Source organism: Streptomyces cavernicola, assembly GCF_029968035.1.
GTDB classification, from domain to species: domain Bacteria; phylum Actinomycetota; class Actinomycetes; order Streptomycetales; family Streptomycetaceae; genus Streptomyces; species Streptomyces cavernicola.
The window spans coordinates 1-18130 of the sequence record NZ_JASCIQ010000045.1 but is presented as its reverse complement, the minus strand read 5'-3'; the positions used below and the strand labels follow the sequence as shown (position 1 = coordinate 18130).

The following is an 18130-nucleotide window of genomic DNA, read 5'->3' as shown; positions in this document are numbered from 1 at the left end:
CGCATGATTCTCTTCGGAGACCTTTACCACCTCGACGTCAGCGTCCTGAAGGCCGCTGCCGACCGCTGGCAGGAGCGCATCCTGCTGCTTCAGGGGCTCGACGAGCAGTACGCGAAGGGCGTCGTGGCGCCGTTCGACGCGGCGGGCTGGAACAGCATGGATCCCACGTCTGCCGTCGCGCGGGTGCGAGTCCTCTCTGCCGACAAGGAGTTCAGTGACGCCTGGGCCGAGGCCAAGGGCATTCAGGCCGTACTGGGTGACGCGCACGACGACTTGAAGAAATGCCAGGACGACCTGCACCAGCTTGTCCGGGACGCCAAGAAGGACGGCGTCGCCGTCAGCGACACCGGCAAAGTGAGCCTGATCGACCCGGACAAGAAGGGCGACGAGCGCAACGGGCTGCTGCCCTCGGCCAATGAGACGAAGCTTCTGTACTGGAAGGGCCAGATCGAGCTGGTCCTGATCACCGCCTACAACGCCGACCAGTCCGCGGTGACGGCACTCAAGCGCAATGCCGGCAAGCGGTCCGACGGCTTCAACGACAACACCACCCGTTCCATCGACCAGGACGAGGCGCAGCGCGCCGCGAGACTGCTGAAGAAGTACGAGAGCGGAGAGAAACTCTCCCCGGGGCAGCTCAAGGAGCTGGAACGGGTCATGGTGCACAACAACAAGGACCCGGAATTCAGCAGAATGGTGCTGAACGGCCTGGGCCCGGAGGGCACTTTGCGGCTGGCCGAGGATCTGGAGAAGTCCCAGGCCGTCGACGGAAAGACCGGCGAGCGCTACGGCAACATCCAGTCATCCCTCGCCAACAACATCGCCACGGCCAACCGGGACAGGGAGTTCTCGGAGCAGTGGCGCAAGGACATGGCCAAGCTCGGCACGCAGAGGCCCGAGGGTGACTCGACCGGTCCCTACGGCTATCAGACGCTCACGACGCTCCTGGAACAGGGCGACAGGGGCAGCTATCCGCCGCACATGGTGCAGGGCCTCACCGACGACATCATCGCCGCCGAGCGCAAGAACCCCGATATCTGGGACGAGACACAGCGCATCCGGTCCGGCGACGAACCCGACACAGGGAAGATCGTCGACCCGGTGGACGACATGCTCGGGATCATGGCCGAGAACTCGGAGACGGCTACCGACTACCTTGACCCCAAGGGCGGCAACGACAACCTCAAGTACCTGCTCGACGACCGTGAATGGCCCCAGCACAACGTCGAAGAGCGGGCGCGCAGGACCGAGAACCTGATCGACTCGTCCCAGATCGACCCGTCCAACAGCCGGGTGGGTCTCGGCGGCCTCCTCCAGGCTGCCACCACTGGCGCTGAGGAGGGGCCGCCGCACACTGCGGCCGAGGCGCGCGTCATGCGGGACACCATCAATCTGTTGGATGCACCCCCGCATCACGAGGAAATTCCCAAGAACTTGCGCCAGCCGCTGGGCAACGCGCTCGCCGATTACACCGGTGACACGCACGAGATCCTTGCCGGCATCAATACGGACTACACCCATGAGGTGCCGGGCGCGAAGGGCAGCAATCCGGGTGCGGACGGGGTTTTCGGGGATCAAGAAGGCGCTCACATCGCTACCGATCCGCGCAAGCTGGTCCATTTGATGCGAGCGGTGTCTGATGACCCTGAGGCGTACGGAACGATGCACAAGGCGGAAATCGCGCATATATCCGACCTGATGGGGCCCTCAGAGGGCGGGACCGCTGCCTCGATCGAGGATCCGGCGAGGGACGGTGCGCTGGCTCTCGGCGCCTACGACTCGATCCGTAACGACACCATCAACGACAAGCGTGATGACGCAAATGCCCAAGCGGACTGGAAGGCCAAGGCGATCTATCACGTCGGTGGTGCGGCGATCACTGGTGTTCCGTACATCGGCGACACGGCGCAGCGCATCCTCGATACGTGGACTTGGGATGTCTCCAATCAGGAGAAGGGAAAGAACGGCGATGATGCGGCTGCCGATGTCGCTGACCACAGCTTTGAGTCGGAACGCGAGATGACCTTCATCATCGATACCTGGGCCGATGCGGAGCATGGCGGTCCTGGTACGGATGACAAGGACATCAAGAGCCTGAAGCGCGAGATGCTCGGAGACCACAACGCGCGCCGGGACAAGACGGATGAATGGCTCGGGAACTAGATGTCCAACAGTGACTCGGTGAACCGCCGCAGCGCGCGCCGCCGACTGGTCGTGTGGAGTGCGATCGGCATGGGGGTGCTGGGGAGCGCCGCCCTCGGATACCTCTTCGCCTCGCAGGACAGAGCGGCCGACTGCGGCCATCTGCTCAAGAACGGCTCCCTGCAACGTGTCTTGGGGAACGAGTACGTGTCGGACATGAGCTGCGCGGAACTGGGGTCGGTGCTGCGGGCCGCGACCACGGGAGCGACCCCTGGCCGACACACCCTTGGCGAGGCACGGAACATGCAGGCCGTAGTCCTGGCGCTCAGTGAGGAAACCCAACGGCGTAGGAATCCGGCCGTCGCCGTCGAGCTTCGCGAGCCGCTCGCCGATGCGCTGGTGGACTATGCGGCCGACATTCACGCGAACCTCACCGGCAGCGACGGGGACCCTCAGCCGCAAAGGCACCGCCGTCCTTGGAAGGACGGTGAGACGGTGCGGATGCCGGTGGAAGAGGACGATCTCATCAGGGCATTGCGCGCCGTGTCACAGGATCCCCAGGCATACGCCCGCCTGCGCACCGCACAGACGGAGAAGTGCGCGGACGGGCTGGCCTCTGTGCCGACGGCGAGGTCCCTCTCGGTCGAGGACGGCGGCCCTGCTCTCGATTGTGCTGTCGTACTGGGGCATTTCGACGGCATTGCCGACGATATTCCTGAGGGCGAGCGCGCAACCTGGCAGGCAGCGGTCTTCCAGCACATTGCCGACACCGCTCCAGAGAGCGCCCCTTCATACGGTCGGGACCCTGCGGGTCATATCGCGGGCGCCTGGCAGCGCGACTTCGTGGGTGTCGAACCGCCGTCGAGCGGCTTTCTCGGCGAGGACGCTCTCGCTGTCATCGATATTTGGGCAGAGGGGCGCGAAGAAGACAGCACCGATTCCGGAGTGAAGGCGTTGAAGCGGGAATCCTTGACCGTGGAGGCCGATGGGGCCGAAGCAGCTGCGCGACTCCTGGCATGTACGCGCGAGCCGGACGCTGCAGAGTGTGGGTGACGCCCGCGTCCGCCAGCGACCCGCACGAGCGGTGACCCGCACGAGCAGTGACCCCGCATGAGTCGTCGCTCAGGCTCCGACGGCATCACTTGGTAGCCGAATTGCGTCAACTCCTGGACGGGGACGGCCGGTTCAATGCCGAGGGGGCAAAGTGCCGCTCCACTGAGTCCGGCGCTCCGCCGAGAGGGGCCCGGTGTCGCCGGATGAGTGTGCCCAGGCCCCGACCTGCAGGTGCGCCCCCGAGGCCCGAGGATGTTCATGAGGTGTACGCACGTCCGTTTCGTATGACATAGGCCTGAGGCGTGCCGGGGCACCCGCGCCCGCGCGCCTCCTACCCGGTACCTTCAGGCGGCAGCACAGCGCAGCCGCGGCAGCCCGCCGCCGACGAGGAGGACCACCGTGAGCAGATTCGTCCGGCCCGCAGCGGAGGGGGCCGATCCGTTCGGTGCCGTGGGGCTGCGGCGGGCCGTGCTCGATGCGTGGGCCGCCGCTCCCGCCCGGTTCCGGGAGGACGCCAACGCGGAGGAGGACCTCGCGCTCGGCGGGTACCGGGACCGGCTGATCGTGGAGCTCGCGCAGAACGCCGCCGACGCCGCCGCGCGCGCCCGCGTGCCCGGACGGCTGCGGCTGACGCTGCGTGACGGTGTGCTCGCCGCGGCCAACACCGGCGCACCGCTCGACGCGGCCGGCGTCGAGTCGCTCAGTACGCTGCGGGCCTCCGCGAAGCGGGACAGCGGGGGGAGCGCGACTGTCGGGCGGTTCGGCGTCGGCTTCGCCGCGGTGCTCGCCGTGAGTGACGAACCCGCCGTCGTCGGGCGCTCCGGCGGCGTGCGCTGGTCGCTCGCCGAAGCGCGGGAGCTGACCGCGTCCGTGGCCGCCGAGCGCAGCCCCGAGCTGGGCGAGGAGATCCGCCGCCGCGACGGCCATGTCCCGCTGCTGCGGCTGCCGTTCGCGGCCGAGGGCTCCGCGCCCGACACGTACGACACCGTCGTCATCCTGCCGCTGCGGGACGCGGCCGCCGAGGCGCTGGTGGAGCGGCTGCTCGACGGTGTCGACGACGCGCTGCTGCTCGCCCTGCCCGGTCTCACCGAGGTCAGCATCGAGACCCCGGACGGCGCCCGCACGCTCACCCGCGACCACGACGGCCCGTACGCCCGCATCGCCGACAGCGCGCACGGCACCACCCGCTGGCGGACCGTCGAGCGGAACGGGCGGCTCGACCCGGAGTTGCTGCGCGACCGGCCCGTCGAGGAGCGGGCCAGGCCGCAGTGGTCGGTGACGTGGGCGGTGCCCGTGGACGGCGAGGGCGCGCCGCGGCGGCCCCGTACCGCGCCCGTCGTGCACGCGCCGACGCCCAGCGACGAGGCGCTCGGCGTGCCCGCGCTGCTGATCGGCTCGTTCCCGCTCGACACCACCCGCCGGCACGCCGCGCCCGGCCCGCTGACCGACTTCCTGGTGGCGCGCGCGGCCGAGGCTTACGCCCAACTCCTCGCCGAATGGCAGCCGTTGAGCACCGGGATCATCGACCTGGTGCCGGGCGCCCTCGCCAATTCTGCCCTCGACGGCGCGCTGCGCACCGCGGTGCTCGGGCTCCTGCCGCGCACCGCGTTCCTCGCCCCCGCCGCCCCGCCCGAAGAGGACGAGGAGGACGGCAAGCCCGCCGCGCTGCGCCCCTTCGAGGCCGAGGTCGTCGAGGGCGCCGGGGCCGAGACCGTGGCCGTGCTCGCCGAGGTGCTGCCGACGCTGCTGCCCGCGGGCCTGGAGCGCCGCGTCGAGCTGCGCACCCTCGGCGTCGCACGGGTGCCGCTGCAGGACGCCGTGGACCGGCTCGCCGGGCTGGAGCGGGAACCGGGCTGGTGGCGGCGACTCTACGACTCCCTCTCCGGCGTCGACCCGGACCGCCTCAGCGGGCTTCCCGTGCCGCTCAGTGGGGGCACCTCCCAGGCGATCGGCTCTGGGGGAGGGCGTACGACGATCGGGCCGCGGCACGTCCTGCTGCCTGGGCCCGACACCCCCGAGGGGCTGGCGCGGCTCGGCCTGAAGGTCGCGCACCCCGAGGCCGCCCACCCGCTGCTCGAAAAGCTGGGCGCCCTGCCCGCCACGCCCCGCGCGGTCCTCACCACCCCGCAGGTCCGCGCCGCCGTCGCCGCCTCCCTCGACGACGACATCTGGGACGAAGACGCCCTGGACAGCGAGGAGTTGGCGGACGTCGTCCTCGCCCTCGTCCGGGACGCGGGCCTCGAACCCGGCGACGAGCCGTGGCTCGGCGCGCTCGCCCTGACCGACGACGAGGGTGAGCCCGCGCCCGCCGGGGAGCTCGTCCTGCCCGGCAGCGCCTTCGCGAGCGTCGTGAGGGAGGGCGAACTCGGTTACGTGGACCAGGAGTGGGCGGACCGCTGGGGCGAACAGCCGCTCGCCGCGTGCGGAGTGCTCGCCAGCTTCGCGCTTGTCCGCGCCACCGACGTCGTCCTCGACCCGGATGAACTGGAGCCCCGCGAGGGTGACTTCGCGGAACCCGACGACGCGGGCCTGCTCGACGCCGTCGACGTGTGGTGCGAGGACCTCCTCGACCAGCTGCCCGACACGCCCGTGCCGCCCGTCGCCACCGAGCTCGTCGCCGTACGCGACCTCGACCTCGTCGACGACGACCGCTGGCCGCAGGCGCTCGCGCTGCTCGCCCAGCCGCCGCTGCGGGACGCGCTCACCCAGCCGGTGCGGGTGCTCCTCCCCGACGGCACCACCGAGTCCGTACGCCCCTACACCGCCTGGTGGCTGCGCGGGCACCCGGTGCTCGACGGGCGCCGCCCGGCCGGACTGCGCGCCGTCGGCGGCGATCCGCTGCTCGCCGGGCTCTACGAGGAGGCGGACGCGTCCGGCTTCGAGGACGAGCAGGTGCTGCGGGCGCTCGGCGTGCGCACATCGGTGGCCGCGCTGCTCGACGAGCCGGGCGGCGCGGCGGAACTCCTCGACCGGCTCGCCGACCCCGAGTCGACCGTGTCCGCCGCCCAACTGCACGCGCTCTACGGGGCGTTGGCCGGGCTCGACCCGGACCAGGTGACGCTGCCGGAGGAGCTGCGGGCGGTGGTCGACGGGACTGTCACGGTGGTCGACGCGGCGGACGCGGTGGTCGCGGACGCGCCCGACCTGCTGCCGCTCTCCGGTGGGTTCGCCCTGCTGCCGGTCGCCCCCGCGCGCGCCGCTGATCTGGCCGAGCTGCTGCAGGTGCGGCGGCTGAGCGAGGCCGTGCGGCCGGAGGTGGCGGCCGAGGGCGTCGAGCGCGAGGTGCCGGAGTCGGTGCGTACGCTGCTCGGCTCGGGCACCCCGGCGACGTACCGGGAGCACGAGGAGCTGCTCGCCGGCGGCGTCGAGCTGGACTGGCGCCGTACGCCCGACGGGATGGTCCACGCGGCGACACTGGAGGGAGTCGCGGCGGGCCTCGCCTGGGCGGCGCGGCAGTGGCCTCGGCGCTTCGAGGTGGCGGCGCTCCTTGAAGACCCGTCCCGCACGGGAGAGTTGGCCCGGGACCGCTGGTTCGACTGAGCGGCCCTCTTCCCCACCCCGCCCCTTCCCGAACCGGGGCTCCGCCCCAGACCCCGCTCCTCAATTTCACCGCCCCGAAAGGGGCGCGGGGAACTGCGCGCCCAGCCACGACGGCGCCGCAGGCTTTCGGGAAGGGGCGGGGTGGGGAAGGAGCCGCCCGCAGGGCAGTCGCGGTGCCCCTTACGCCGGGAAGCGTCTGTCGACCCAGCGGAACGCTAGTTCCACCAGCACCGCCGCAGCCGCGGCAATCGCCACGGCCGACCACGGCATGGTCGTCCCCACCAACTTCAGCTTGAACATGTCCTGGAGCCACGGCACGACCATGACGAGCAGGAACCCGACCCCCATCGCGGCCACCAGGCAGATCCGCCACCACGTGTAGGGGCGGGCGATGATCGCGAGGACCCACATGGCGATCAGGAACAGCGTCAGCGTCGCCGCGCTGGTCTCCGCCTCCCGCGCCCCTTCCCCCGAGTAGTGCGCGCGGGCCAGCAGATACGTACTGAACGTGGCGAGGGCCGCGATGATGCCGCCGGGGATCGCGTACCGCATGACCCGCCGTACGAAGTGGGCTTTCGCGCGCTCCTTGTTGGGCGCGAGCGCGAGGAAGAACGCCGGGACGCCGATGGTCAGGGTGGACAGGAGCGTCAGGTGCCGGGGCAGGAACAGGTACTCGACCTGTGTGCAGACCACCAGGAGCGCGAGCAGCACCGAGTAGACCGTCTTCACCAGGAACAGCGTCGCCACCCGCGTGATGTTGCCGATGACGCGGCGCCCCTCGGCGACCACCGAGGGCAGCGTCGCGAAGCTGTTGTTGAGGAGCACGATCTGCGCGACGGCCTTGGTGGCCTCGGAGCCCGCTCCCATGGAGACGCCGATGTCGGCGTCCTTGAGGGCGAGCACGTCGTTGACGCCGTCCCCGGTCATCGCGACCGTGTGCCCCTTGGACTGCAGCGCGCCGACCATGTCCCGCTTCTGCTGCGGCGAGACCCGCCCGAACACCGCGTTGTCGTCGAGCACCTCCGCCATCTCCGCCCGCTCGCGCGGCAGGCTGCGGGCGTCCACGGTCCGTTCGGCGCCGGGCAGGTCCAGCTTGGCGGCCACCGCGCCGACGGAGATCGCGTTATCCCCGGAGATCACCTTCGCCTCGACGTCCTGCTCGGCGAAGTAGCGCAGGGTGTCCGAGGCGTCGGGGCGCAGCCGCTGCTCCAGGACGACTAGGGCGTGCGGTCGGGTGCCCGCGGCGACGTCGGGTGCGTCGAGCTCCGTGCCGCTGCGGGTGAGGAGGAGGACGCGCAGGCCCTGGTGGTTGAGGTACTCGATCTCGTCGAGCAGGGCGTCCCCTGCGGGCAGCAGGACGTCCGGGGCGCCGAGCAGCCAGGTGGAGTTCTCGCCGTTGCCCTCGCTGAAGCTGGCGCCGCTGTACTTGCGGGCCGAGGAGAACGGCAGCGACTCGGTGCAGCGCCACTCCTCGCTGTCCGGGTAGGCGTCGATGATCGCCTGGAGCGAGGCGTTGGGCCGCGGGTCGGACTCGCCGAGCGCGCCGAGGACCTTGCGTACGTACGCCTCGTCGGCGCCGTACAGCGGCCGGACCTCGGTGACGTCCATGCCGCCCTCGGTGAGGGTGCCGGTCTTGTCGAGGCAGACCGTGTCGACGCGGGCCAGGCCCTCGATGGCGGGCAGCTCCTGCACCAGGCACTGCTTGCGGCCGAGCCGGATCACGCCGATCGCGAAGGCCATGGAGGTGAGCAGCACGAGCCCCTCGGGGATCATCGGGACGATGCCGCCGACGGTGTACGCGATGGACTCCTTGAACTCGTCGTTCTTCACCACGAGTTGGGAGATCACCAGGCCGATGGAGGTGGGCACCATCAGCCAGGTCACGTACTTGAGGATGGTGGAGATGCCGGAGCGCAGCTCGGAGTGGACGAGCGTGAACCGGCTGGCCTCCTCGGCGAGCTGCGCGGCGTACGCCTCCGCGCCGACCTTGGTGGCGGTGAACGCGCCGCCGCCCGCGACGACGAACGAGCCGGACATCATCGCGTCCCCCGGCTTCTTCACGACCGGGTCGGCCTCGCCGGTCAGCAGGGACTCGTCGACCTCCAGGCTGTCGGTCTCGACGCACTCGCCGTCGACCACGATCTTGTCGCCCGGCCCGATCTCTATGAGGTCGCCGAGGACGATCTCGGAGGTGGAGATCTCCGCGGCCCGCCCGTCGCGCCGGACCATCGGCCTGGTCTCGCCGATCACCGCGAGGTTGTCGAGGGTCTTCTTGGCGCGCAGCTCCTGGATGATGCCGATGCCGGTGTTGGCGAGGATCACGTACCCGAAGAACGTGTCCTGCCAGGGCGCGACGAACATCATGATCACCCAGAGGACGCCGATGATCAGGTTGAACCGGGTGAAGACGTTGGCGCGGACGATGTCGGTGACGGAGCGGCTGGAGCGCACCGGCACGTCGTTGACCTCGCCGCGGGCGACGCGCTCCGCGACCTCGGCGGTGGTCAGGCCGAGGGCGGGCATCGCACGCGCGGGGCTCGTTGCCGCCCGCGTGTCGACCGCGCCCCGCCGGCCTGCGGGGTCCGGCCCCTCGGTGTCGATGTCTGCCCGCTCCGTCATGGTCTCGACGGTACGGGCCGGGGCCGCCGTTCACCCGTCGAGCGCCGGGGAATCAGGGACGGGTCAGGGAGACCCTTGGGGGTTGTCCGACCTGCGTACTAGGGGGCCGGACTACCTGAGGGCCAGGCCGCACTACCTGAGGGCTACGGAGTCGGCTCCGTCGACGCGGCCTGAGCCGAGGCCGTGCCCGCGGAGCCCGCGGCCTCGGCCGACTTCGGCTCCGCCGTCGCCACCGACTCCGCTGCCGCCGCCTGCTGCGCCGCATGCCGCTTGAGCGCCGCGTCGCGCCCCCGTACGTACCAGATGCCGATGCAGCCGAGGCCCGCGCCGGCCAGGCAGGTCCACACCCACCAGGTCTGGCCGCGGTCGTCGAACCAGCCGTAGAAGGGGAGCTGCACGAGGAAGAGGACGAACCAGAGGATCGTGCCGCCCGTGATGGTGGCGACGACGGGGCCTTCAAGGGGCTCCGGCGCCTCGTGCTTCGCAGTCCACTTCGCCATGTGCACAAGCTTACGAGGGCCCGTGCCCGGCGGCGGGCGGGGTCCGGTGAAACCCAGTCCCCGCAAGGGTCTACGCGCGGAGATAGCGATTTTTGCTTTATGTATTCATACTGAAACGGCCTGAGTCTGACTGCTTTTCTTCGTAAGAAGCTCCAAGGCGAGCGCGACTCGGCCACCCCCACAGCACTCCTTCGGCGAGCTCCGCCATGAACGTCTGAGGTTCACGCATGACCCCCTCGGCCACGGTCGACGACCCCAAGCAGTCCCCGTCGGGGGTGCCCACCGGCGCACTCGACCGGTACTTCAAGATCACTGAGCGGGGTTCGACCCTGGCCCGCGAGGTCCGCGGCGGCTTCGCGACCTTCTTCGCGATGGCCTACATCATCGTGCTCAACCCGATCATCCTCGGCAGCGCGAAGGACATGTACGGCCACCAGCTGGACAACGCCCAGCTGGTCACCGCGACCGCGCTCACGGCCGCGTTCACCACGCTCCTGATGGGCGTCATCGGCAACGTCCCGATCGCGCTCGCCGCCGGACTCGGTGTGAACACCGTCGTCGCCCTGCAGCTCGCCCCGCGGATGAGCTGGCCCGACGCGATGGGCATGGTGGTCCTCGCCGGCTTCGTCGTGATGCTGCTCGTCGCCACCGGTCTGCGCGAGCGGGTCATGAACGCCGTGCCGCTCGGTCTGCGCAAGGGCATCGCCATCGGCATCGGCCTGTTCATCATGCTGATCGGCCTCGTCGACGCCGGCTTCGTCTCGCGCATCCCGGACGCCGCGCACACCACCGTCCCGCTGCAGCTGGGCGGCGACGGCCACCTCAACGGCTGGCCGGTCCTGGTCTTCGTCCTCGGAGTGCTGCTCACGCTCGCGCTGATCGTCCGCAAGGTGCCGGGCGCGATCCTCATCTCCATCGTCGTCATGACGGTCGTCGCGATGGTCATCAACGCCGTCACCGAGGTGCCGTCCTGGGGCCTGACCACGCCGAAGTGGCCGGGCAACCCGATCGCCTCGCCGGACTTCGGGCTCGTCGGTCAGGTCAGCCTCTTCGGCGGCTTCGACAAGGTCGGCCTGCTCACCGGCTGCCTGTTCGTCTTCACCGTGCTGCTCTCCACCTTCTTCGACGCGATGGGCACGATCATGGCCGTCGGCGAGGAGGCCGAGCTGATGGACGAGAACGACAACATGCCGGGCATGAACAAGGTCCTGTTCGTCGACGGCATCGCGGTCGCCGCGGGCGGCGTCAGCTCGTCCTCGGCCACCACCTGCTTCGTGGAGTCGACGGCGGGCGTCGGCGAGGGCGCCCGTACCGGATTCGCGAACATCGTCTCCGGCGGTCTCTTCGCGGTCGCGCTGTTCCTCACGCCGGTCGCCACGATGGTGCCGTCCGGGGCGGCGACTCCGGCACTGCTCGCGGTGGGCTTCCTGATCCTGTCCGGCTCGATCGGCGCGATCGACTGGAAGGACTACACGATCGCGATCCCGGCGTTCCTGACGATGATGATGATGCCGTTCACGTACTCGATCACGAACGGCATCGGCATCGGCTTCATCACCTTCACCGTGCTGCGCGTGGCCGCGGGCCGCGCCCGCGAGGTGCCGATCGCGATGTACGCGGTCTCCGCGGTGTTCGCCTTCTACTACCTGATGCCGGCACTTCAGCTGACGTAAGCCCCGGGGCCGGCGCGGGCGGGGCCTACTGCCACCTGTGCTTGCCGCCGATGAGGAGCGTGTGCTCGAGCACGTCCTCCATCGGGTCGTCGATCTGACCGGTGTGCACGAGCGTGACGACGGGGGCGTTGTGCGAGTTCGTGTGGGTCTCGTCCGCGGCCGCTGTTCCGGCGGCCGCGGCGCAGAACGTCAGGGCGAGGGACAGGCGGGTCATCAGCTTTTTCATGCCGTGATCAACGAGCTCGATGATCATGGGATGCGATTCGTCAACCGGCCGGGGGCCTGCGGGCGCTCACGTCACGCCGTAGAACTTCTCCGTCTCCTCGACCGCCGTTTTGAACCGCTCGTCGAAGTCGTCGCGAATGAGCGTCCGGACCACATAGTCCTGGACGCTCATTCCTCTTTTCGCGGCATGACCCCGGAGCCGGTCGAGCAGCTCTCCGTCTATGCGCAGGCTGAGCACGTTGGTCTCCATGCCCCTCAGGGTCGCCGGACGCCGACGGGCGGTGTGTCACTTTTCGCAGCCGACTCACTCGTACGGGTGATCTAGGGCGATTTCGCTTCCGGGCAGCTCGGTAATGGGCTGTTCTTTAGTCAGGGTAATGAGTTATGCTAACGAACATGCCGGACCTCTCCCATGGCGACGACGTAGCCGCCGTGAACGCACTCCGTTCCGCGATCATGCGCATCGGGCGCCGCCTGAAGCACCAGCGGGTCGACGAGTCGCTGAGCCCGACCGAGATGTCGGTGCTCGGCACCCTCGCCCGCTGCGGCTCGGCCACCCCGGGCGAGCTCGCCCGCAAGGAGCACGTACAGCCGCCGTCGATGACCCGCATCGTGGCGCTGCTCGAAGCCAAGGGCCTGGTCCGGCTCGAACCGCACCCCGAGGACCGCCGCCAGAAGGTGGTCAGCCAGACCGAGACCGCCGAGGCGATGCTCGACGAGAGCCGCCGCAAGCGGAACGCCTGGCTGGCCCAGCTGGCCGAGGGCCTCGACGAGGCGGAGTGGGAGAAGCTGCGCGCAGCCGCACCCGTCCTGGAGAAGCTCGCCCACCTGCAGTAACCGCACCAACGCCAAGTACCAAGGAGGCGAACCCCTTTGAGTACGGGATCCGGAGCAGACTCCGCCCCCGCACCAGCCACCCACGACCCCGCCCGCCCGTCACCCACCACCGCCCTTGCCGGAGACCCTTCGGGTCGCCCCTCTGGCGGCACCGACTCCCGTAAGCCGAGCATGTTCAGCTCGCTGAAGATCCGGAACTACCGGCTCTTCTTCACGGGCCAAGTCGTCTCCAACACCGGCACCTGGATGCAGCGCATCGCCCAGGACTGGCTGGTGCTGAGCCTCACCGGCTCCGCCACCGCCGTCGGTGTCACCACCGCGCTGCAGTTCCTGCCGATGCTGCTCTTCGGGCTCTACGGCGGTGTCCTCGTCGACCGGCTGCCCAAGCGCAAGCTGCTCTTCTTCACCCAGGCCGCGATGGGTCTGACCGGCGCCGCGCTCGGTGTGCTCACGCTCAGCGGGCACGTCCAGGTGTGGCACGTCTACCTGACCGCGTTCCTGCTCGGCCTCGTCACCGTCGTCGACAACCCGGCGCGGCAGACCTTCGTGTCGGAGATGGTCGGCAAGGACCAGCTGGCCAACGCCGTCAGCCTGAACTCCGCCAACTTCCAGTCCGCGCGCCTGGTCGGACCCGCCGTCGCCGGTGTCCTGATCACCGCGGTCGGCAGCGGCTGGGCGTTCCTGCTCAACGGCGTCTCGTTCCTGGCGCCGCTCGCCGGCCTCGCCCTGATGCGCACGGCCGAGCTGCACAAGGTGGAGCGGGCGCCGCGCGGCAAGGGGCAGCTGAAGGAAGGGCTCAAGTACGTCGCCGGGCGGCCCGAGCTGATCTGGCCGATCGTCCTCGTCGGGTTCATCGGCACGTTCGGGTTCAACTTCCCGATCTGGCTCAGCGCCTTCGTCGACGACGTCTTCGGCGGTGACGCGGGGACGTACGGCCTGCTCAACACGCTGATGGCGGCCGGTTCGCTGGCCGGTGCGCTGCTCGCCGCCCGCCGCGCCACCTCGCGCCTGCGGCTCCTCGTCGCGGCCGCGCTCGGCTTCGGGCTCCTTGAGATCGTGGCGTCCTTCGCGCCCGCGTTCTGGCTGTTCGCCGCGCTGCTCGTGCCGCTCGGCATGCTGGGCCTGACGGTCAACGTGACCGCCAACTCCAGCATCCAGATGGCCACCGACCCGATCATGCGGGGCCGTGTGATGGCCCTCTTCATGATGGTCTTCACCGGCGGTACGCCGCTGGGTGCGCCCCTCGTCGGCTGGATCACCGACACGTACGGCGCCCGCATCGGCTTCGCCGCGGGCGGCCTGATCTCCGCGCTCGCCGCGGCCACGGTCGGCCTGGTCCTGGCCCGCCTCGGCGGCCTGCGCCTGAAGGTCGGCATGCATCACGGGCATCCGCAGGTCCGCTTCGTGCCGCGGGAGCGGCTCGCGACGGCGGCGTGAGGCTGTGACGCCTCAGGGGTCTCCCGGTACGGATTTCTCGTACGGGGAGGCCCTTTCGGCGTGCGGGGGGCGGTTGTTTTGATCCCCTCCCCGCCCCTTCCCGGCTGTGTCCGATATGCGGCTGCCGCCGCGTGGCCGCCGTCGGCACGGGGGCCAGCCCCCGGACCCCCGCTCCTCAAACGCCGGAGGGGCTGATTTTGGGCCGCGATGGGCCCGTCAGGGGCTGTCCTTTCAGGGGCGCGGGGAACTGCGCGAGCAACCGCAGCGGTGGCTCAGGCGAAGAGCGACGGGGTTCGGGGCGAAGGCCCGGTTGGTTCAGGGGCGCGGGGAACTGCGCGAGCGGGCGCGACGGTGCCGCGGGCGGAGAACGGCCGGGTTCGGGGCGGAGCCCCGGTTCATGGCCACGACGGTGCAGCGGGCGAAAGGGCGGCCGGGGCTCCGGGGCGGAGCCCCAGGGCTGTCCGTAGGCCGGGCGGCGGCCGAAGGGCAGACTGGGGCGATGAGACTCTTCGTCGCTGTTCTGCCGCCGGGGGCGGTCGTCGATGAACTGGCCGCCGAAGTACGTGAGTTGAGGCGGCTGCCCGGGGCCGACGGGTTGCGGTGGACCGAGCCGGGCGGCTGGCACTTCACGTTGGCGTTCATGGGGGACGTGCCCGAGGAGACCCTGCCCGAGCTGCGGGAGCGGCTCACGCGGGCCGCCCACCGGACCCCGGCGTTCCGGCTCGCCCTGCGCGGCGGCGGCCGGTTCGGGGACCGGGCGCTGTGGGCCGGGGCGGACGGGGAGGTCGACGTGATGCGGCGGCTCGCCGAGCGGTCCGAGGCGGCCGCGCGCAAGGCCGGCATCGCCATGGACGGCCACCGCCGCTACACCCCGCACCTCACCCTCGCCCGCAGCCGCGCCGCCGCCGTCGACCTGCGGCCGTACGTGGACGTCCTCGACGCCTTCGCCTCCGAACCGTGGACGGTCGGCGACCTCGCGCTCGTGCAGAGCCGACTGCCGCGCAGCAGCGTCGCGGGGGAGCGGCCGCGCTACGAGGAGGTCGAGCGCTGGCCGCTCGGGGCGGCCGGTTAACCTCGAAGCGTGGACCCGAAGACCCGTAACCGGATCATGGCCGGTGTGCTTGTGCTGATGTTCGTCGTCGTGGCGGTGGCGTCGGCCGTGGGGTGAGGTTGACCCCGTACGGCCGACGCCTCTCGCGTACGCGGCCTGGCCAGGGGCTCTACCAGGCGAAGGCCTCCGGGGAGGGCCCTGGGCCCGGGAAGATCTCGTCCAGGGACGTGAGCAGGTCCTCGCCGAGGTCGAGTTCGACGGCGCGCAGGGCCGAGGCGAGCTGGTCGGCGGTGCGCGGGCCGACGATGGGGCCGGTCACGCCGGGGCGGGTGAGCAGCCAGGCCAGGGCGGCCTCGCCGGGCTCGATGCCGTGCTTGTCGAGCAGGTCCTCGTAGCGCTGGACCTTCTCCCGCGTCTGCGTGTTGGCGAGCGCGTCGGCGCTGCGGCCGGTGGTCCTGCGTCCGCCCTGCGCCTCCTTCTTGATGACGCCGCCGAGCAGCCCGCCGTGCAGCGGCGACCAGGGGATGACCCCGAGCCCGTACTCCTGCGCGGCCGGGATGACCTCCATCTCGGCGCGGCGCTCGGCCAGGTTGTAGAGGCACTGCTCGCTGACCAGGCCGTAACTGCCGAGGCGGCGGGCGGTCTCGTTGGTCTGGGCGATCTTCCAGCCGGGGAAGTTGGAGGAGCCCGCATAGAGGATCTTGCCCTGCTTGATCAGTACGTCCACGGCCTGCCAGATCTCCTCGACCGGGGTGCGGCGGTCGACGTGGTGGAACTGGTACAGGTCGATGTGGTCGGTCTGCAGGCGCTTGAGGGAGGCGTCCACGGCGCGGCGGATGTTGAGCGCGGAGAGGCGGTCGTGGTTGGGCCAGGGCTGTCCGTCGCCGGCCATGTTCCCGTACACCTTGGTGGCGAGCACGACCTTGTCGCGCCGCTCGCCGCCCTTGGCGAACCAGTTGCCGATGATCTCCTCGGTACGGCCCTTGTTCTCGCCCCAGCCGTACACGTTGGCGGTGTCGAAGAAGTTGACGCCCGCGTCCAGGGCGGCGTCCATGATCGCGTGCGACTCCGGCTCGTCGGTCTGCGGGCCGAAGTTCATGGTGCCGAGGACGAGGCGGCTGACCTTGAGTCCCGTGCGTCCGAGCTGCGTGTACTTCATGGGGGTACAGCGAAGTGGGTGGAGTGGGCTCTAGGCAAGGGGGTTGGGGGCTCAGCCCCCGTACGGCCCGCCCAAGTCCCAGGCCTGGTGCATCGCGTCGGCGAACGCGCTCGCGAGTTTGTGTTCGCCGGAGGCGTTCGGGTGGGTGCCGTCGTACGTGTCGAGGTCGATGTCGTACGACTCCGGGACCGAGGCGAGGAGCAGCGGGGAGCGGTCCGTGTCGAGGTCGGCGGCCGTCTTCGCGAGGAGTTCGTTGAAGCGGTCGACCTCGGCGGCGAACGAACTGTCCGTGCGGGCGCGGATGTTGGGTATGACGGGGAGGACCGCGAGCGCGACCCGCGGGTTGGCGGCGCGGGCCTCGGCGACGAAGGTGCGGACGTTGTCGGCGGTCTGCTCGGCGTCGGTGTAGAAGCCGAGGTCGATCAGGCCGAGGGAGACGAGCAGCAGGTCGGCCCGGTGCTCGCGGACCGTGTCGCCGATCAGCGGGGCCATGTGCAGCCAGCCCTCGCCCCAGCCGGCGAGGTGGCGGCGCGGGAAGGCCGGCTCGACGTCGGGCGCGTACTCGTGCGAGACGGGGGCGTCGGCCGCCTTGTCGTGGAGCGTCTCGCGGGGGCCGACGATCTGGAACGGGCCGCCGTACGAGGCGCGCAGGTGCTGCCACATGCGGTGGCGCCAGGTGTGCTCGCCGGCACTGCCGATGGTCATCGAGTCGCCGACGAAAAGGAGCCTGAGCATCCGCTCATCATTCCGGATGCGGGGGGCCGCGGCGGCGGGCAGCGGTGTGAGGCTGCACACGTGGACGCGACGGTGCGCACTCCGGCGTACACGTGGGCCCTACGCGCCACCTGGCAGTCTGGGCGCATGCGTTCATTTGTGGGTGGGGTCGGTGCGGTTGCGCTGGTGTTGGTCGGTGCGGTGCCCGTGGCGGCCGCGGAGGGCGGGAACGACGGGTTCACGATCCGGGACCCCCGCATCACCGAGTCCAGCGGCCTCGCCGCGAGCCGTGCGCACCCGGGGATCTACTGGACGCACAACGACAGCGACGACGGCGCGCACCTCTACGCGGTCGACTCCGGGACGGGGAAGACCGTCGCCACGCTCACGCTCAGCGGCGTCGGCGCCCCGCGCGACGTGGAGGGCGTGTCGATCGGCCCGGACGGCGACCTGTACGTGGGCGACATCGGGGACAACCTCGGCGGCACCTGGGACCACGTCTGGATCTACCGCCTCCCCGAGCCGAAGCAGCTGCGGGACCGGACAGTGAAGGCCACGCAGTACGTCGTGAAGTACGCCGACGGGGCGCGGGACGCCGAGGCGCTGATGGTGCACCCGAAGACCGGCCGGGTCTACATCGCCGACAAGCAGCGGGACGGGGGCGGCGGCCTGTACGAGGGCCCGGCCGAGCTGTCCGCGTCCGGTACGAACACGTTCCGCCGCGTCGCCGACGTCGACCTGTGGACCACCGACGGCGCGTTCTCGCCGGACGGCCGACAGCTGCTGCTGCGCGGCTACTTCGCGGCGACCGCGTACACCTGGAAGGGCGGTCGGCCGGTCGACCCCGAGCGGGCGGACGTGCCGTTCCAGCGGCAGGGCGAGTCCGTGACGTACAGCCCGGACGGCACGACGCTGATGTACGGCTCGGAGGGGCGGGGCAGCGAGGTCGAGCCGATCGAGGCGCCGGGGGCGGAAGTGGGGAGTACACCATCCAAATCGCCCTCGAAGCAAGGGAGTTCGGAGGAGGAGGGTTCGGACGCGGCCGCAGGGGACGGGGGCGGCGGTGACGGGGGCCTCACCCGGAGCGCGGTCGTGATCGCCCTGATCGTGGCGGCGGCGCTGGGGCTGAAGCGGCTGTTCCGCAAGGGGTGAAGGGCGTTCCCGGGTGCGCGGGTACGCC

At 70.6% G+C, this 18130-nt stretch carries 14 protein-coding genes; 8 read left to right on the top strand and 6 right to left on the bottom strand.

Annotation, left to right across the window (positions count from 1 at the left end; all coding sequences use genetic code 11):
• Window positions 1-3 precede the first annotated feature (3 nt).
• The 3 genes from QIS96_RS31810 (at window position 4) to QIS96_RS31800 (ending at window position 6735) form a co-directional block, all read left to right on the top strand.
• Window positions 4-2163: a hypothetical protein gene (locus tag QIS96_RS31810; RefSeq protein WP_282546303.1), complete on the top strand. Its 2160-nt coding sequence runs from the start codon at window positions 4-6 to the stop codon at window positions 2161-2163.
• Between the two features lie 18 nt (window positions 2164-2181).
• Window positions 2182-3195 carry a hypothetical protein gene (locus tag QIS96_RS31805; RefSeq protein ID WP_282546302.1) on the top strand — a complete coding sequence of 338 codons (1014 nt, stop codon included), beginning with the start codon at window positions 2182-2184 and terminating at the stop codon, window positions 3193-3195.
• A 399-nt stretch (window positions 3196-3594) separates the two neighbouring features.
• Window positions 3595-6735 (top strand): sacsin N-terminal ATP-binding-like domain-containing protein, encoded by a 3141-nt coding sequence (locus QIS96_RS31800; protein WP_282546301.1) that lies wholly within the window; start codon window positions 3595-3597, stop codon window positions 6733-6735.
• A gap of 180 nt (window positions 6736-6915) precedes the next feature.
• Here the strand turns inward: QIS96_RS31800 and QIS96_RS31795 are convergent, their stop codons facing one another.
• Together QIS96_RS31795 and QIS96_RS31790 are read right to left on the bottom strand one after the other, a co-directional pair.
• Window positions 6916-9354 carry an HAD-IC family P-type ATPase gene (locus tag QIS96_RS31795; protein ID WP_282546300.1) on the bottom strand — a complete coding sequence of 813 codons (2439 nt, stop codon included), beginning with the start codon at window positions 9352-9354 and terminating at the stop codon, window positions 6916-6918.
• Between the two features lie 143 nt (window positions 9355-9497).
• Window positions 9498-9854 carry a DUF2530 domain-containing protein gene (locus tag QIS96_RS31790; protein WP_282546299.1) on the bottom strand — a complete coding sequence of 119 codons (357 nt, stop codon included), beginning with the start codon at window positions 9852-9854 and terminating at the stop codon, window positions 9498-9500.
• Window positions 9855-10081: 227 nt separating this feature from the next.
• Between QIS96_RS31790 and QIS96_RS31785 the strand changes: the two genes are divergently transcribed.
• Window positions 10082-11527 carry an NCS2 family permease gene (locus QIS96_RS31785; protein ID WP_282546298.1) on the top strand — a complete coding sequence of 482 codons (1446 nt, stop codon included), beginning with the start codon at window positions 10082-10084 and terminating at the stop codon, window positions 11525-11527.
• Between the two features lie 25 nt (window positions 11528-11552).
• Here QIS96_RS31785 and QIS96_RS31780 read toward each other — a convergent pair whose 3' ends face one another.
• A complete protein-coding gene (locus QIS96_RS31780; RefSeq protein ID WP_282546343.1) occupies window positions 11553-11753 on the bottom strand; it encodes a hypothetical protein in 201 nt (66 codons plus the stop codon).
• A gap of 66 nt (window positions 11754-11819) precedes the next feature.
• Window positions 11820-12002, bottom strand: a complete 183-nt coding sequence (locus QIS96_RS31775; protein ID WP_282546297.1) for a ribbon-helix-helix protein, CopG family — start codon at window positions 12000-12002, stop codon at window positions 11820-11822.
• A 146-nt stretch (window positions 12003-12148) separates the two neighbouring features.
• Between QIS96_RS31775 and QIS96_RS31770 the strand changes: the two genes are divergently transcribed.
• The 3 genes from QIS96_RS31770 to thpR all read left to right on the top strand — a co-directional run bounded on the left by QIS96_RS31770 (window position 12149) and on the right by thpR (window position 15098).
• Window positions 12149-12589, top strand: coding sequence for a MarR family winged helix-turn-helix transcriptional regulator (locus QIS96_RS31770; RefSeq protein WP_282546296.1), 441 nt, complete (start codon window positions 12149-12151; stop codon window positions 12587-12589).
• 36 nt (window positions 12590-12625) lie between these two features.
• Window positions 12626-14026 (top strand): MFS transporter, encoded by a 1401-nt coding sequence (locus QIS96_RS31765; protein WP_282546295.1) that lies wholly within the window; start codon window positions 12626-12628, stop codon window positions 14024-14026.
• Between the two features lie 499 nt (window positions 14027-14525).
• Window positions 14526-15098: an RNA 2',3'-cyclic phosphodiesterase gene (gene thpR / locus QIS96_RS31760; protein WP_282546294.1), complete on the top strand. Its 573-nt coding sequence runs from the start codon at window positions 14526-14528 to the stop codon at window positions 15096-15098.
• A 148-nt stretch (window positions 15099-15246) separates the two neighbouring features.
• Here thpR and QIS96_RS31755 read toward each other — a convergent pair whose 3' ends face one another.
• Together QIS96_RS31755 and QIS96_RS31750 are read right to left on the bottom strand one after the other, a co-directional pair.
• Window positions 15247-16236, bottom strand: coding sequence for an aldo/keto reductase (locus QIS96_RS31755; RefSeq protein WP_282546293.1), 990 nt, complete (start codon window positions 16234-16236; stop codon window positions 15247-15249).
• Between the two features lie 51 nt (window positions 16237-16287).
• Window positions 16288-16971: an SGNH/GDSL hydrolase family protein gene (locus QIS96_RS31750; RefSeq protein WP_282546292.1), complete on the bottom strand. Its 684-nt coding sequence runs from the start codon at window positions 16969-16971 to the stop codon at window positions 16288-16290.
• A 126-nt stretch (window positions 16972-17097) separates the two neighbouring features.
• On the opposite strand from QIS96_RS31750, the gene QIS96_RS31745 reads away from it, so the two are divergent.
• Window positions 17098-18102 (top strand): WD40 repeat domain-containing protein, encoded by a 1005-nt coding sequence (locus QIS96_RS31745; RefSeq protein ID WP_282546291.1) that lies wholly within the window; start codon window positions 17098-17100, stop codon window positions 18100-18102.
• The last annotated feature ends 28 nt before the right edge of the window (window positions 18103-18130 follow it).